A 15,045-nucleotide genomic window follows, 5' to 3' on the forward strand; every position below is an offset into this window, starting at 1 on the left:
AAAGGGGGGAACATCATGAACTTGGCCATGATCGACATCGCGGTGCTGGCGATCTACGCGGTCGCCATCTTCGGCCTGGCGCAATGGGTCAGCCGGGACAAGGGCGGTCACCAGAAGGACTCGACCGACTACTTCCTGGCCGGCAAGGCTCTCCCCTGGTGGGCGATCGGCGCGTCGCTGATCGCCGCCAATATCTCGGCCGAGCAGATCATCGGCATGAGCGGCTCGGGCTACGCCATCGGCCTGGCCATCGCCTCGTACGAGTGGATGGCGGCCCTGACCCTGCTGATCGTCGGGAAGTTCTTCCTGCCGGTGTTCCTCAAGAACGGCGTCTACACGATGCCGCAGTTCCTGGAGCAGCGGTACGGCCCCAGCGTACGGACCCTGATGGCCGTGTTCTGGCTGGGCCTCTATGTCTTCGTGAACCTGACCTCGATCCTGTGGCTAGGCTCGATCGCGGTCCACACCGTCACGGGCCTCGACCAGATGTGGGCCCTGGCCGCCATCGGCGCCTTCGCCCTGGCCTATCAGATCTGGGGCGGGCTGAAGGCCGTCGCCTTGACCGACATCGTCCAGGTGGCCCTGCTGGTCACCGGCGGCCTGATCATCGCCTGGCTGTCGCTGGGCAAGATCGGCGGCGGCGACGTCGTGGCCGGCTTCCACCACCTGACCACCCAGTTCCCCGAGAAGTTCGACATGATCCTCTCGAAGGACAACCCGCACTACAAGGACCTGCCCGGGATCGCGGTCCTGATCGGCGGCCTGTGGATCATGAACATCAGCTACTGGGGCTTCAACCAGTACATCATCCAGCGCGCCCTCGGCGCCAAGGACCTGGCCGAGGCCCAGAAGGGCATCGCCATGGCCGCCTATCTGAAGCTGCTGATGCCGGTGATCGTGGTCCTGCCGGGCATCGCCGCGCTGGTGCTGGCGCCTGAGGGCATCAAGCCCGACCAGGCCTATCCGGAGATGATGAAGCTACTGCCGCCCGGCCTGCTGGGCCTGGTGTTCGCGGCGCTGGTGGCGGCGATCGTCGCCTCGCTGGCGGCCAAGATCAATTCGATCGCCACCATCTTCACGCTCGACGTCTACGCCAAGGCGCGCCCGAACCACAGCGAGGGTCACCTGGTGACGGTGGGCCGGATCACGGCCGTCGTCGCGGTGATCATCGGCGTCCTGACCGCCAAGCCGCTGCTGGGCGGCGCCGAGCAGGCCTTCCAGTTCATCCAGGAGTTCACGGGCTTCTTCACGCCGGGGATCGTGGTGATCTTCATCCTGGGCATGTTCTGGAAGAAGGCGACCACCGCCGGCGCCCTGACGGCCGCCATCGGCTCGGCCGTTCTGTCCGCCGTCTTCTGGTGGCTGCAGGAGAAGGGGATCTACGCGATGCCCTTCATGAACCGCGTCGGCGTCGTCTTCCTGCTGTCGCTGGCCGGGGCCGTTCTGGTCTCGCTAGCCGCGCCGCAGAAGAAGGTCGTCAGCGTCGTGACCCTGGAGGGCGTCAGCTACAAGACCTCGACCGGTTTCAACATCGCGGGCGTCGGCGTGGTCCTGATCCTGATCGCGCTCTACGCCACCTGGTGGTGATCGGGGCGAAGCCAAGCGCGCAAAGGGATAGCGAATGCCGGTCCTTCAGCATTTAGGCGACGCCGCAAGTCCGAACGCTCTTGCCCAAAGCGGGCGGCGCGGCTGTATTCGGACCCATAGATTCCGCGGTTCGGCGGACGTGAACACCATAGGGAGCGGCGGCCGACGAAAAGCCGCCGCCAGAGGAAAGAAGATCCGCCGATGCGCACCCCGCCTGGCCTGAGCTTGACCTACGGCCTGGTGGAGCAGCTGGGCCAGGCGATCGTCACCGGCGAATACGCCGCGATCGGCTTTCCGACCGAAGGCGAACTGTCCAAGCAGTTCGGCGCCAGCCGCACCGTCACGCGCGAAGCGGTCAAGATGCTGACCGCCAAGGGCCTGCTCAGCGCGCGCCCGCGCCACGGCACCGTCGTGGAGCCCGAGGCCGAGTGGAACATGCTCGACCCCGACGTGCTGCGCTGGCTGCTGGAGCGCAAGTTCTCCCTGCGCCTGCTGGCCGAGTTCACCGAGATGCGGCTGGGCATCGAGCCCGCCGCCGCGGCCCTGGCCGCCCGCAACGCCGACGAGGCGGGGCTGGAGGAGATCCGCAAGGGCCTGCGCCGGATGAAGGCGGCCGCCGACGGCGAGGACGACCCGCTGTCGGCCGACATCGCCTTCCACATCGCCATCCTCGACGCGACGAAGAACCCCTTCTATCGCGAGCTGCACGAGCTGGTGAACACGGCCCTGCGCATCTCGATCCGGTTCACCAACCGCATCAAGGGCCGCACCGCCTCGATCCCCTCGCACGAGGACGTGGCCGAAGCGATCATCGCCCGCGACGCGGAGAGGGCCTCGGCGGCGATGCGGGAGATCATCGTCGACGTCCTGGAGCTGATCCGGGCCGCCTCGCCGGGCACGGAATCGGAGGCCGCGCGCCGCGAGGCGTGAGTCTTTCGAAAACGACTCGCGGGTCGCATGGCCAAGGTTTAATGTGGTGGCGCTTGGCCGAAAGGCGGCGGACCCTTAAAGTTCTTGCTATGGACAAGGGCGATCCCTCTGTGACGGACCAGGTCGAGGGTCTCGACCGTCTCACCGAGCGTGAGCGTGAGTGCTTGCGCCTGGTCGATCGGCACATGAGCTCCAAGGAAATCGCCCGGGAACTGGGCCTCTCAAAGCACACCGTCGACTGGCATCTGGACAAGGCGCGCCGTCGCCTCGGCGCGGCCGATCGCTACGACGCCGCGCGACGGGTCTTCGATCGCGCGCATCGCGCGGACGCTCCCCCTACGACGCCCCCTGTCACCCCCCCTCCGATCGCGTCGGGGTCCGATCCGGCGCGGCTAGGCGCGCATCCTTCTTTTGGGTCTCCTGACCTCGCTGAGGAAGGAGCTTTCCGTGACCGAACTGACCCCCTACCAAAAGGAAGCCATTGGCCGGGCGACGTACATGCGCCAGGACATCATGAGTTTCCGGAACAGCTGGCCGGCTCTCAATTCGGCCGAGGCCCTTCCGCCCATCACCTGGAGCGAACTCGAGCGCCAGCTGATGAGCCTTTCGGCGACGCCGGATGGCGCGGCGATGGTCCACGACCTAGTGGCGGCCACGCGCAAGCAGGCTTCCTTCAAGCCGAGCGAACTGGTGATGCGGGAAATCCTGTGCATCGCCAGCGCGGTGATGGACGAGACCTTCCCGTTGGACTCCTCGTCTTCGGACTCGGAAATGGACGACCTAACCATCTAAGCGTCCCGCTCCGGTTGGCTTTCATCGCCGCCGTGATGATCGTGACGGCCTTTGCGTTCGGCTCGATCCTCGCGGGACTCCACGCGCTGCAAGCCCTGTTTCCCTGATTGAGACGCCCCAGGGCGTCTCGGCTTTCCTACCCTCACCCTTCCTGCAACGCGCCGGGTCGCCCGGCGTGACGGAGACCGCTCATGCTTAAGCAACGCCGCCTTGCCGCCGAGACCGTCGCCGAAGCCCTGTTCGCCGCCGAAAGGGCCATCGACGCCGCGATCGCCAGCACCGCCACCCTGGCCGGGCTGATGCCGACGACCCGCCAGGAGGCCAATCTCTCGGCCCTGGTCGGCCAGGACGCCCTGATGTCCGCCATCAACACGATGCAAGCGCTGGGCGTGGCCCGCGAGAACATCGTCGTCACCCACAAGCATCTGTCGGTGGCCCAGCATGATATCGGCCTCGCCGCCATTTCGTTCGGTCAAGCGCCCGAAAAGCCGGGGGACGGGGCGACGCGCACCGGCCGCCTCAGCGTCGCCGCCTAGCGCGCGACTTGCTCATCCGCCAAGGCGCTCCCGCGCCGTCGCGCGCCCCCCGGCGGTTCCCGCCGCCGAGGGGCGTTGCAATCTGGAAGAACGGCGCCACCCTGGCGCGATGAACTTCAACCACCTCTATCAGTGGGCCAGCCTCGTTGGGCTGTTGATCACGACCGGCGCGGCGCTCTGGCGCGGCGGCCCGCCCGAGCGGCTCGCCGCCGTCGCGATGATCCTGGCCTGGTTCGCCACGGGCCTCTTCTACAAGAGCCACCTGTGGTTTGGCCCGCAGACCCCGGTGTTTCTCGTCGACATGACGCTGCTGGGAGTTCTGCTGTTCATCGCCCTGCGGTCGGATCGCTGGTGGCCCATGTGGGCCTGCGGATTCCATGGGCTGACCCTGTTCCTGACCCTGGCCACCCTGGCCGATCCCAGGATCCCCAACCGCGCCAGCTTGATCGCGGGCGGCGGCATCTTCAGCTACCTGGCCATGACCGCGCTGTTTCTCGGCTCGATCCGCCGCCGAAACCCGCCCTCTCCTGACGCCGCGTCACCGCTGACATAGCCCCAAACGCCTGTTTCACTCTCCGCAACGCAAGCGCGTCAGGCGAAGTGTGAGCGGTTCGCCGCCCGGACGCGCGTCAAGGCAAAAGGGAGGAACCAATGGGCGAAGCCTATATCGTGGCGGCCGCGCGGACGGCCGGGGGGCGCAAGGGCGGCAAGGTCTCGGGCTGGCACCCGGCCGATCTGGGCGGCGTCATTCTCGACGCCCTGGTCGATCGGACCGGCGCGGATCCGGCCCTGGTCGAGGACGTGATCATGGGCTGCGTCGGCCAGGTCGGCGAGCAGGGCCTGAACGTGGCTCGCAACGCCATCCTCGCCTCCAAGCTGCCCGAGAGCGTGCCGGGGACCTCGGTCGACCGGCAGTGCGGCTCCTCGCAGCAAGCCATCCACTTCGCCGCCGCCACCGTGATGTCGGGCGCGATGGACATCGTCATCGCCGCCGGCGTCGAGAGCATGAGCCGCGTGCCGATGGGCCTGTCCTCGCAGCTGCCGTACAAGAACGGCTTCGGCACCTACAAGAGCCCGCGCATCGAGGACAAGTATCCCGGCGTCCAGTTCAGCCAGTTCATGGGCGCCGAGATGATGGCCAAGAAGTACGACCTCTCGCGGGCCGACCTCGACGCCTTCGCGCTCGAGAGCCACCAGCGGGCCATGGCCGCCACCAAGGCCGGCAAGTTCGCCGCCGAGATCGTGCCGATCGAGGTCAAGCTGGAGGACGGCAAGACCGAACGCCACGAGGTCGACGAGGGCATCCGCTGGGACGCCTCCCTGGAGTCGATCGGCTCGGTGAAGCTGCTGGCCGAGGACGGCCGCATCACCGCCGCCACCTCCAGCCAGATCTGCGACGGCGCGGCCGGGGTGATGATCGTCAACGAGCGTGGCCTGAAGGCCCTGGGCGTCGAGCCGCTGGCCCGCATCCACCACATGACCGTGATCGGCCACGACCCGGTGATCATGCTGGAGGCCCCGATCCCCGCCACCCTGAAAGCGCTGGAACGGGCCGGCATGAAGATCGGCGACATTGACCTCTACGAGGTCAACGAGGCCTTCGCCTCGGTGCCGACGGCCTGGCTGAAGGTCACCGGCGGCGATCCGGCCAAGCTGAACGTCAACGGCGGCGCCATCGCGCTGGGTCACCCGCTGGGCGGCTCGGGCGCCAAGCTGATGACGACGCTGGTGCACGCCCTGAAGGACCGCGGCGCGCGCTACGGCCTGCAGACCATGTGCGAGGGCGGCGGCCTGGCGAACGTCACGATCGTCGAGCGGCTGTAGCGTCCTTCTCCCCTAGCGGGAGAAGGTGTCAGCCCCCGGGTCGCGCGAAGCGCGCCCGAGGATAAACTCCGCTGACGGATGAGGGGTCGCGCCGGCGACGCCGAGAGACCCCTCACCCGGCCTTCGGCCCCCCTCTCCCACAGGGGGAGAGGGATAGGAAGATGACCATGATCACCCTCTGGCACTGCCGCGACGCGCGCTCGTTCCGTCCGCTGTGGGCGCTGGAGGAGCTTGGGATCCGGTACGACCTCAAGCTCCTGCCCTTCCCGCCGCGCTTCCACGCGCGGGAATACCTGGACCAGAACCCGCTGGGCACCATCCCGCTGCTGGTCGACGGCGATACGCGGATGACCGAGTCCGCGGCGATGATCGAATACCTGTCGATGCGCCACGGCGAGGGCCGCCTGTCGGTCCGTCCCGAGGAGCCGGGCTACGGCGCCTATCTGAACGGCCTCGTTTATGGCGAGGCCACCCTGACCTTTCCCCAGACCCTGGTGCTGCGCTATGCGCGGCTCGAACCCGAGGAACGCCGCCAGCCGCAAGTGGCCGAGGACTACGCCCGCTGGTTCCTGGCGCGGCTGGAGGGGCTGGAGGCGATCCTGGAGACCTCGGCCTTCGTCGCCGCCGACCGCTTCACCGGCGCCGACATCTCGGTGGCCTACGCCCTGCTGCTGGCCCGGGCCCTGAAGCTGGACGGCGAGCTCCCGCCGGCGGTCGCCGACTACTGGACCCGCATGAGCCAGCGTCCCGCCTTCGCCAGCGCCAAGGCGGCGCAGAGCCAGGCTCCAGCAAGCGTTTGAACGTTTTTATCGTCTTACGGCAAATTAACTCAGCGACCGGGGGTTTGTCGGCTAGAAGGCCGACGGGCTAACAACTGTCACTGGGGTTGAACGTGCTTTACCGGATCAATGGGCGCCGCCCGACTACGAGCGCGCTGGTCTTGGTCCTGGGGGTGAGCGCGATCGCCCTTTCTGGATGCGGCGACAAGAAGCCGAAGAAGGCCAAGGCCCCCGCGGCGGCCGCCACCGTCAGCGTGGCCACGGTCGCCAGCCAACCGATCGCCCGCCTCATCAACGCCACTGGCACCGTTTCGCCCTGGGAAGAGGTGCCGGTCGGCGCCGAAACCGGCGGTCTCACACGGCCGTTTCGGTCAACGCCGAAGAGGGCCAAGTGGTCCAGGCCGGCCAGGTGCTGGTCAAGCTGAACGACGCCCTGATCAGCGCCCAGCTGCGCCAGCAGGAGGCCGCCGTGGCCAGCGCCCGCGCCACCCTGGCCGAGGCCCAGGCCGCCCTGGGCCGCGCTCGTGAGTTGCAGGCCAAGGGCTACCTCAGCCAAGCCTCGCTCGACACCGCCACGGCCCGCCAGGGCACGGCGAGCGCCAACCTGGCCGCCGCCGAAGCCGCCCGTGGCGAGACCGCCGCGCGCCTGGCTCAGACCTCGGTCCGCGCGCCGGTCGGCGGGCTGATCAGCCGCCGCAGCGTCACCAAGGGCCAGATCGTCACCTCCGGGTCGGAGCTTTTCCGCATCGTCCGCGACAGCCGGCTGGAAGTCGACGCCGAGATCCCCGAGACCGAGCTCGGCGCCGTGAAGGCGGGGATGCCGGCGACCATCTATTCCGACAAGGTCGGCGAGACGAGCGGTCGCGTGCGCATCGTCACCTCCGAGGTCAACACCAGCAGCCGCCTGGGCGTGGCGCGCGTGGCGCTGTCGTCGATGGGCGGCTTCCGCCCGGGCATGTTCGCCCGCGTCCGCATCGACGCCGGCGACCAGCCGGCGCTGGTGGTGCCTAGCGCCTCGGTGCTGTACCGCGAGAACCGTCCGGGCGTCTTCGTCGTCGACAACGCCAAGAAGGTCCATTTCCGCCGGATCCAGATCCTGACCAGCACCGGCGACCGCGTCGCCGCCACCGGTCTCGCGGCCGGCGAGCAGGTGGTGGTCGAGGGCGCGGGCTTCCTGGGCGAGGGCGACCTGGTGCGCGTGAGCGCCGCCGCCGCGCCCAAGCCCGCTCGCTAAGGACGCCCCGATGCGCAACATCTCGTCCTGGTCGATCAAGAACCCGATCCCCGTCATCATGCTGTTCCTGCTGCTGACCATCGCGGGTCTGGCGGGCTTCCGTTCGATGCGGATCAACAACAATCCCGACGTCGATCTGCCGATCGTCGTCGTCACGGCCGTGCGCCCCGGCGCCGCGCCCAGCGAGCTGGAGACCCAGGTCACCCGCCTGATCGAGGACTCGATCGCGGGCCTGGGCCAGGTGCGGCACACCAACTCGACGATCGTCGACGGCGCCTCGACCACGGTGATCGAGTTCGAGCTGGGCGTGGACCACGAGCGCGTCACCAACGACGTGCGCAACGCCATGTCCAACCTGCGCGGCGACCTGCCCCAGGACATGCAGGAACCCGTCGTCACCCGCGTCGACATCTCCGGCGACGACCTGATCACCTATGTCGTCAAGGCCCCGACCCTGACGCCCGAGCAGCGCAGCTGGTTCGTCGACAACGACGTCAGCCGCGCCCTGCTGGCGATCCGCGGCGTCGGCGAGGTCAACCGCCGCGGCGGCGTCAATCGCGAGATCGAGGTCGCCCTGGATCCGGACCGCCTGGCCGCGCGCGGCGTCACCGCCGCCGCCGTCAGCCAGGCCCTGGTCTCGTCCAACGCCGACCTGCCCGGCGGCCGCGTGACTATCTCGGGCGCCGAGCGGGCCATCCGCACCCTGGGCGCGGCCGGTTCGGTCGAGCAGCTGCGCGAGACCCGCGTGCCCCTGTCCGGCGGCGGCGCGGTGCGGCTGGCCGACCTTGGCCAGATCACCGACCACTGGGCCGAGCCGCGCTCTCGCGCCCGCTTCGACGGCCAGGAGGTCGTGACCTTCTCGATGATCCGCTCGCGCGGCGCCTCGGAAGTCCAGACCGCCGAGAAGGTCCGCAAGGCCGTCGAGAAGCTCGACAAGGAGCACCCCGAGGTCCAGATCGAGGAGATCACCTCGAACGTGAAATACATCGAGGAGAGCTATCTCGCTTCGATGGAAGCCCTGATCATCGGCGCGATCCTCGCCGTGCTGGTGGTGCTGCTGTTCCTGCGCGACTGGCGCGCCACCCTGCTGGCCGCCGTGGCCATCCCGACCTCGCTGCTGCCGACCTTCGCGGTGCTGGCGCCGATGGGGCAGTCGCTGAACGGCGTGACCCTGCTGGCCCTGTCGCTGACCGTCGGCATCCTGGTCGACGACGCCATCGTCGAGATCGAGAACATCGTCCGCCACATGCGCGGCGGCAAAAGCCCCTACGCGGCGGCCATGGAGGCGGCCGACGAGATCGGCCTGGCCGTCGTGGCCACCACCTTCACCATCGTGGCGGTGTTCGCGCCGGTGGGCTTCATGCCGGGGATCATCGGCCAGTTCTTCAAGGCCTTCGCCCTGGCCGCCTGTATCTCGGTGCTGTTCTCGCTGGTCGTCGCCCGCCTGCTGACGCCGCTGATGGGCGCCTACATGCTGAAGGCCGACCACAAGCACGAGGACAAGGACCCGGCGTGGATGGGTCCGTATCTGAAGAGCCTGAACTGGGGCCTGAACAACCGCTGGAAGGTCCTGCTGATGGGCATTCCGCTGTTCCTGATCTCGATCTTCCTGGCCACCCGCCTGCCCTTCGAGTTCCAGCCCCAGGCCGACCGCGGCCGGTCCGAGTTCTCGATCGAGCTGCCGCCGGGCGCGACGCTGGACGAGACCGACGCCGTCGTGCAGCGCGTGACCAAGGAGCTGCTGGCCCGTCCGGAAGTGGTCAGCGTCTACGCCTCGGTGGGCCGCAACAACGCGGTCAACAAAGGCGCGGTCACCGCCGACCTGACCGACAAGGGCCAGCGGATCAGCCAGCAGCAGTTCAGCCGCCAGATGGTCGACCAGTTCGCCGCCATCCCCGGCGCGCGGATCGGCGCGGGCAGCAACAACGGCGGCGGCCCGTCGAGCGGCGGCAGCTATACGCTGAGCCTGGTCAGCGACAACGGTCCGGCCCTCGAAGCCGCGGCCCGCAAGGTCGAGGCTGAGATGCGCACGGTCCCGGGCCTGGCGCACGTGGTCAACACCGCCGCCATCGCCCGTCCCGAGATCGTCGTGACGCCGCGTCCCGACCAGGCCGCCCGCGCGGGCGTCTCGGCCGGCGCGATCTCGCAGGCCGTGCGCGTGGCGACGATCGGCGACGTCGACCAGAACCTGCCCAAGTACAATCTGGGCGACCGCCAGGTGCCGATCCGTCTGCGCCTGAACGACGACGCGCGCGGCGACATCGCGGTGCTGCAGACCCTGCAGGTGCCCTCGGCCAATGGCGCCGTGCCGCTGAACGCGGTGGCCGACGTGCGCTTTGGCGCCGGTCCCTCGCAGATCGACCGTCGCGACCGCTCGCGGGTGGCCACGATCACCGCCGAGCTGGACGGCATCGTCGTCGGCGAGGCCGCCAACCGCGTCCACGCCCTGCCCTCGGTCAAGAACCTGCCCACGGGCGTCAAGGAGGTGGCGGCCGGCGATGCGGAGTTCATCCAGGAGATGGTCAGCGGCTTCCTGGGCGCGCTGATCACCGGCATCCTGTTGATGTACGTCGTGCTGGTGTTGCTGTTCCGCAGCTTCGCCCACCCGATCACCATCATGGTCGCCCTGCCGCTCGCCATCGGCGGCGCGTTCGGCCTGCTGGTGCTGGCCAAGTCGAGCTTCTCGATCTCGACCCTGATCGGGATCCTGATGCTGATGGGCATCGCGGCGAAGAACTCGATCCTGCTGGTCGAGTACGCGATCATGGCGATGAAGGAACACGGCATGGACAAGCGCACGGCCATCGTGGACGCCGCCCACAAGCGGGCGCGGCCGATCCTGATGACCACCGTGGCCATGGGCGCGGGCATGCTGCCCACCGCCATCGGCCTGGGCGCCGAGGTCGAGTTCCGGGCGCCGATGGCCATCGCCGTCATCGGCGGCCTGATCACCTCGACGCTTCTGTCGCTGCTCTACATCCCGGTGGTGTTCGTGCTGATGGACGGCCTGAAGACCCGCGCCGAACGCCTGATGCACCGCCTGTTCGGCCACCAGCACCACGCCGCGCCGAAGGCGGCGGAGTAGACCTTAAAAACTGTCATCCCGGCCCAGCGCGAAGCGCGCCGAGCCGGAACCCAGGGGCCGCCGCATCGCGCTTGGCCCCTGGGCCCCGGATAGCCTCTTCGAGGCTTCCGGGATGACACGGGGGATTTACCCCTTCAACGCCTGCGCCACGACCGGCGCCAGGCGCTCGGCGATGATGCGGGCGCCCTCGGCGTTCGGGTGCAGGCCGTCGCTCTGCATGTAGCGCGAGACGCCGATCACCCCGGTGAAGAAGTCGGGCGCGTAGAACACGCCCTCCTGGCGCGCCAGCTCGGGATAGATCTGGGTGAAGCGGCGGGCGTAGTCGACGCCCAGCAGGGCCGGCGCCCGCATCCCGGCCAGCACCACCCGCACGCCCCGGGCCTTCAGTCGGGTGACGATGGCGCGCAGGTTCTCGCGGGTCCAGGCGGGGTCGGCGCCCTGCAGCAGGTCGTTGCCGCCCAGGGCGACCACGCAGACGGCGGTCTCGGCCGGGATGCGCTCGACGCGGGAGAGACCGGCCTTGGTGGTGTCGCCGATGACACCGAAGCCGAAGACGCGGGCATGGATCTTCATGCCGTCCAGAGCGCGCTGCAGCCAGGCGGGAAGCGCGCGGTCCTGGGCCAGGCCGAGGCCCGCGGTGATGGAGTCGCCGAGCACCGTTACCAGGGGCGGGGTCGGCGGCGCCTTGGCGCGCACGGCGGCGTGGACGGCGCCCGGGACGCCAAGCGCCAGCAAGCCGCCGAGGAGGGCGCGGCGATCAGTGAAGGGGGTGTGGAACTTCTCCATGGATCGAACCGTATGTGTTGCCTGCCAACATGAAACGCGTTTGCCTTTGAACGCGGGATGAAGGGGAGAAGCGGCTATGCGTCGCAGGGTTCGCGAAATCTTGATCATCGGCGTGGCCATGGCGGCTCTGTCGGCTTGCGGCCAAGGCCAATCCCAGACGCCTCCCGTGGGATACGGCCCCAACCCCGCCCTCCCCGAGCCGCACAGGAGCCTGATCCCGACCGTCAAGGTTTCGGAGGTGGTCGGCTGGCCGACGGGCGTGACGCCCAAGGCGCCGGCGGGCTTCCAAGTGCAGCCCTTCGCCATGGGCCTGGATCACCCCCGCTGGCTGCTGGTGCTGCCCAATGGCGACGTGCTGGTCGCCGAGAGCGCCGAGCCGCCCAAGAGGGAGCCCCCGCACGGCCTGCGCGGCTTCTTCCAGAAGATGCTGATGAAGAAGGCCGGCTCCGTGGTGCCCAGCGCCAACCGCATCTCCCTGCTGCGCGACGCGAACGGGGACGGCGTGGCCGAGCTGAAGACGCCGTTCCTGACCAACCTCTATTCGCCGTTCGGCATGGCCCTGGTCGGCGAGACGCTCTACGTCGCCAACGCCGACGCCATCATCGCCTTCCCCTATAAGACCGGCGAGACGCAGATCACCGCCGCGCCGCGCAAGGTGACCGACCTGCCGGGCGGGCCGATCAACCACCACTGGACCAAGAACATCATCGCCAGCCCCGACGGCGCGAAGCTCTACGCGACGGTCGGCTCCAACAGCAATGTCGGCGAGAACGGCATGGAGAACGAGGTGAACCGCGCCGCGATCCTGGAGGTCGACCTGGCCACCGGCGCCAAGCGCGTCTTCGCCTCGGGCCTGCGCAACCCCAATGGCCTGGGCTGGAACCCGGCCAATGGCGAGCTGTGGACGGCGGTCAACGAGCGCGACGAACTCGGCAACAACCTGGTCCCCGACTACATGACCTCGGTGCGCGAGAACGGCTTCTATGGCTGGCCCTACAGCTATTTCGGCCGTCACGTCGACAAGCGGGTCAAGGACAGCGACCGCCGCCCCGACCTCGTCGAGCGCGCCATCATCCCGGACTACGCCTTGGGCGCCCACACCGCGTCTCTGGGCCTGACCTTCTACGAAGGCGCCCAAAACCAACAAGGGGGCTTCCCAGCCCGGTACAAGGGCGGCGTCTTCATCGGCCAGCACGGCTCATGGAACAGGAAGCCGCAGGCCGGCTACAAGGTGATCTTCGTGCCGTTCGCCGGCGGCAAGCCGGCGGGCGACGTCGAGGACTTCCTGACCGGCTTCCTCGACAAGGACGGCAAGGCCCAAGGCCGCCCGGTGGGCGTGACCGTCGACACCACCGGCGCGCTGCTGGTGGCGGATGACGTCGGCAACGCCGTCTGGCGGGTCAGTCCGGCGCGATAGGACGCCCCCTCCGTCGCGCCGCCTGTCGGCGTCACGCCACCTCCCCCGCGAGCGGGTGAGGAGGAACGTCATCCTCCCCCGAGAAACGGGGGAGGTGGATCGCTGCGGAACGCAGCGAGACGGTGGGGGCGTTCCCGACGCAAGGGGAAACTTGCACAACGAGACTAACTAGCCGTAGGCTCCTCCCACAACACGGGAGGACCTCCGGATGAAACTCGAACGCCTGCCGCCGGTGCGGACCTCGCTGTCGCCGACCAACCATCCGTACATGACGGGCGCGTGGACGCCTCAGCACGAGGAGGTCAACGCCTGGGACCTGGAGGTGCTGGAGGGCGCGATCCCCGCCGACCTGGACGGCGTCTATCTGCGCAACACCGAGAACCCCGTCCACGATCCGCTGGGCCGCTATCACCCGTTCGACGGCGACGGGATGATCCACCAGATCGAGTTCCGCAACGGCCAGGCGACCTACCGCAACCGCTTCGTCCGCACCCGCTGCTTCGAGGCCGAGCAGGAGGTGAACGAGAGCCTGTGGGGCGGCCTGATGGATGGCCCTGGGACCTCGAAACGTCCCGGCTTCGGCGCTCACGGGTCGTTGAAGGACAGCGCCAGCACCGACATCGTCGTTCACAACGGCGAGGCGATCGCCACCTTCTACCAGTGCGGCGAGGCCTATCGGCTGGATCCGCTTACCCTGGAGACGCTGGGCGTCGCGTCCTGGGCGCCGCTGGACGGCGTCTCGGCCCACCCCAAGGTCGACGAGGCGACCGGCGAGTTGATGTTCTTCAACTACTCCAAGGCCTGGCCCTACATGCACTACGGCGTGGTCGGGCCGGACGGTAAGCGGAGCCTCTATCAGGGCGTGCCCCTGCCTGGTCCGCGCCTGCCGCACGACATGTGCTTCTCCGAGCACTGGGCGATCCTCAACGACCTGCCGGTGTTCTGGGACCAGGAGCTGATGGCCCGCGACATCCACGCCGTGCGCCTGCACAAGGGCCTGCCCAGCCGCTTCGCCCTGGTGCCGCGCCACGGCGGCGAGCCCCGCTGGTTCGAGGCCGAGCCCACCTATGTGCTGCATTGGCTGAATGCGTACGAGGACGGCGACGAGGTCGTGCTCGACGGCTACTTCCAGGAAAAGCCGATCCCCCGCCCGCTGGAGGGCGCGCCTGACGGCCACGGCCACCTGATGGCCTATCTGGACGAGCACAGCTTCCTGCCCAAGCTGCACCGCTGGCGCTTCAACCTGAAGACCGGCGAGACGACCGAAAAGCATCTCGATGACCGGATCCTCGAGTTCGGCATGTTCAATCAGAAATACGCCGGCAAGCCGTATCGCTACGCCTATTCGACCACCGCCAAGCCGGGCTGGTTCCTGTTCAACGGCTTCGTCAAGCACGACCTCGAAACCGGCGAGAGCTGGTCGATCACCCTGCCCGAGGGTCGCTACGCCAGCGAGGCGCCGTTCGCGCCCAAGGTCGGCGCGGTCGACGAGGACGACGGCTATCTGGTCAGCTTCATCATCGACGAGAACCGGGGAACCTCGGAGTGCGCGATCATCGATGCGCGAGCCTTCGAGGTCGTCTGCCGGGTAGCCCTGCCCCACAAGCTGAGCAGCGGCACGCACAGCGTCTGGGCGGGGCGCGAGATGCTGCGGGGGTAGGGGGGCGCCGCCCCCACACTTAACCGCACCTTCACCGACCGCGCGGTAACCATGACGCGCCATGCGCCGCGCCCTTCTCGCCTTGCTGATCCTGACCGCCGCCGGCCCCGCCGCGGCCCAGGCGTCCAAGTCGCCGGGCTCGGTGCTGCAGTCGCGCGAGCCGCCCAAGACCATCCTCGCGTCCCCCTGGGCCCTCATCCCGCGCCAGCCGGCCGGCGACCAGCACGGCTGCAAGACCATGTGCTCGCGCGTCCGGTACTTCTGCGAGGCGCGCGACGTGGGATACACCGGCTGCGGCAGCGACTGGGTGCTGTGCAATCGCCGTTGCGCCTCGGCCTACGCCACCACGCCGTTCGGGCGGTAGACGCGCGGCCTTCCGCAAGGTCCGCTTGCCGGGCGCCACAGGGCCGGTACA

General features: G+C 68.7%; 13 protein-coding genes and 1 pseudogene. 13 read left to right on the forward strand and 1 reads right to left on the reverse strand.

Annotated elements, in window-relative coordinates; all coding sequences use genetic code 11:
- Positions 1–15 precede the first annotated feature (15 nt).
- The 10 genes and pseudogenes from CSEG_RS17950 to CSEG_RS17990 all read left to right on the forward strand — a co-directional run bounded on the left by CSEG_RS17950 (position 16) and on the right by CSEG_RS17990 (position 10,767).
- Positions 16–1,587 (forward strand): sodium/sugar symporter, encoded by a 1,572-nt coding sequence (locus CSEG_RS17950; protein ID WP_013080650.1) that lies wholly within the window; start codon positions 16–18, stop codon positions 1,585–1,587.
- 201 nt (positions 1,588–1,788) lie between these two features.
- The gene (locus CSEG_RS17955; protein WP_013080651.1) at positions 1,789–2,517 is read left to right on the forward strand and encodes a FadR/GntR family transcriptional regulator; all 729 of its coding nucleotides are present in this window, start codon (positions 1,789–1,791) and stop codon (positions 2,515–2,517) included.
- Between the two features lie 89 nt (positions 2,518–2,606).
- Positions 2,607–2,804 (forward strand): annotated as a pseudogene (locus CSEG_RS23600) (helix-turn-helix domain-containing protein); the annotation flags it as partial.
- A gap of 211 nt (positions 2,805–3,015) precedes the next feature.
- Positions 3,016–3,309 (forward strand): hypothetical protein, encoded by a 294-nt coding sequence (locus CSEG_RS23435; RefSeq protein WP_227878935.1) that lies wholly within the window; start codon positions 3,016–3,018, stop codon positions 3,307–3,309.
- Between the two features lie 191 nt (positions 3,310–3,500).
- Positions 3,501–3,845 carry a hypothetical protein gene (locus tag CSEG_RS17965; protein WP_013080652.1) on the forward strand — a complete coding sequence of 115 codons (345 nt, stop codon included), beginning with the start codon at positions 3,501–3,503 and terminating at the stop codon, positions 3,843–3,845.
- A gap of 109 nt (positions 3,846–3,954) precedes the next feature.
- Positions 3,955–4,398 (forward strand): hypothetical protein, encoded by a 444-nt coding sequence (locus CSEG_RS17970; protein ID WP_013080653.1) that lies wholly within the window; start codon positions 3,955–3,957, stop codon positions 4,396–4,398.
- 98 nt (positions 4,399–4,496) lie between these two features.
- Positions 4,497–5,669 carry an acetyl-CoA C-acetyltransferase gene (locus CSEG_RS17975; RefSeq protein ID WP_013080654.1) on the forward strand — a complete coding sequence of 391 codons (1,173 nt, stop codon included), beginning with the start codon at positions 4,497–4,499 and terminating at the stop codon, positions 5,667–5,669.
- Between the two features lie 161 nt (positions 5,670–5,830).
- Positions 5,831–6,469, forward strand: coding sequence for a glutathione S-transferase family protein (locus CSEG_RS17980; protein WP_013080655.1), 639 nt, complete (start codon positions 5,831–5,833; stop codon positions 6,467–6,469).
- Between the two features lie 370 nt (positions 6,470–6,839).
- Complete coding sequence (locus CSEG_RS17985; RefSeq protein ID WP_244264912.1) at positions 6,840–7,682, forward strand: efflux RND transporter periplasmic adaptor subunit; 843 nt, start codon at positions 6,840–6,842, stop codon at positions 7,680–7,682.
- A gap of 10 nt (positions 7,683–7,692) precedes the next feature.
- The gene (locus CSEG_RS17990; protein WP_013080656.1) at positions 7,693–10,767 is read left to right on the forward strand and encodes an efflux RND transporter permease subunit; all 3,075 of its coding nucleotides are present in this window, start codon (positions 7,693–7,695) and stop codon (positions 10,765–10,767) included.
- A gap of 126 nt (positions 10,768–10,893) precedes the next feature.
- On the opposite strand, the gene CSEG_RS17995 is transcribed toward CSEG_RS17990, so the two are convergent.
- Complete coding sequence (locus tag CSEG_RS17995) at positions 10,894–11,553, reverse strand: arylesterase (protein WP_013080657.1); 660 nt, start codon at positions 11,551–11,553, stop codon at positions 10,894–10,896.
- A gap of 76 nt (positions 11,554–11,629) precedes the next feature.
- Here CSEG_RS17995 and CSEG_RS18000 point away from each other — a divergent pair, with 76 nt between their 5' ends.
- From CSEG_RS18000 to CSEG_RS18010, 3 genes are all read left to right on the forward strand, one after another.
- On the forward strand, positions 11,630–12,970 hold the full coding sequence (locus CSEG_RS18000; RefSeq protein WP_013080658.1) for a PQQ-dependent sugar dehydrogenase: 1,341 nt from the start codon (positions 11,630–11,632) through the stop codon (positions 12,968–12,970).
- Between the two features lie 208 nt (positions 12,971–13,178).
- Positions 13,179–14,630 (forward strand): carotenoid oxygenase family protein, encoded by a 1,452-nt coding sequence (locus CSEG_RS18005; RefSeq protein ID WP_013080659.1) that lies wholly within the window; start codon positions 13,179–13,181, stop codon positions 14,628–14,630.
- Positions 14,631–14,691: 61 nt separating this feature from the next.
- Entirely contained in the window at positions 14,692–14,994 is a 303-nt protein-coding gene (locus tag CSEG_RS18010; protein WP_013080660.1) for a hypothetical protein, read from the forward strand.
- Positions 14,995–15,045 lie beyond the last annotated feature (51 nt).

Source organism: Caulobacter segnis ATCC 21756 (genome assembly GCF_000092285.1).
GTDB classification, from domain to species: domain Bacteria; phylum Pseudomonadota; class Alphaproteobacteria; order Caulobacterales; family Caulobacteraceae; genus Caulobacter; species Caulobacter segnis.

Coding starts and splice junctions, on each gene's coding strand:
- CSEG_RS17955 (WP_013080651.1), top strand. CDS start 1,789: ATGCGCACCCCGCCTGGCCTGAGCTTGACCTACGGCCTGGTGGAGCAG.
- CSEG_RS17965 (WP_013080652.1), top strand. CDS start 3,501: ATGCTTAAGCAACGCCGCCTTGCCGCCGAGACCGTCGCCGAAGCCCTG.
- CSEG_RS18010 (WP_013080660.1), top strand. CDS start 14,692: ATGCGCCGCGCCCTTCTCGCCTTGCTGATCCTGACCGCCGCCGGCCCC.
- CSEG_RS17950 (WP_013080650.1), top strand. CDS start 16: ATGAACTTGGCCATGATCGACATCGCGGTGCTGGCGATCTACGCGGTC.
- CSEG_RS17990 (WP_013080656.1), top strand. CDS start 7,693: ATGCGCAACATCTCGTCCTGGTCGATCAAGAACCCGATCCCCGTCATC.
- CSEG_RS17975 (WP_013080654.1), top strand. CDS start 4,497: ATGGGCGAAGCCTATATCGTGGCGGCCGCGCGGACGGCCGGGGGGCGC.
- CSEG_RS17980 (WP_013080655.1), top strand. CDS start 5,831: ATGACCATGATCACCCTCTGGCACTGCCGCGACGCGCGCTCGTTCCGT.
- CSEG_RS17995 (WP_013080657.1), bottom strand. CDS start 11,553: ATGGAGAAGTTCCACACCCCCTTCACTGATCGCCGCGCCCTCCTCGGC.
- CSEG_RS18005 (WP_013080659.1), top strand. CDS start 13,179: ATGAAACTCGAACGCCTGCCGCCGGTGCGGACCTCGCTGTCGCCGACC.
- CSEG_RS18000 (WP_013080658.1), top strand. CDS start 11,630: ATGCGTCGCAGGGTTCGCGAAATCTTGATCATCGGCGTGGCCATGGCG.
- CSEG_RS23435 (WP_227878935.1), top strand. CDS start 3,016: ATGCGCCAGGACATCATGAGTTTCCGGAACAGCTGGCCGGCTCTCAAT.
- CSEG_RS17970 (WP_013080653.1), top strand. CDS start 3,955: ATGAACTTCAACCACCTCTATCAGTGGGCCAGCCTCGTTGGGCTGTTG.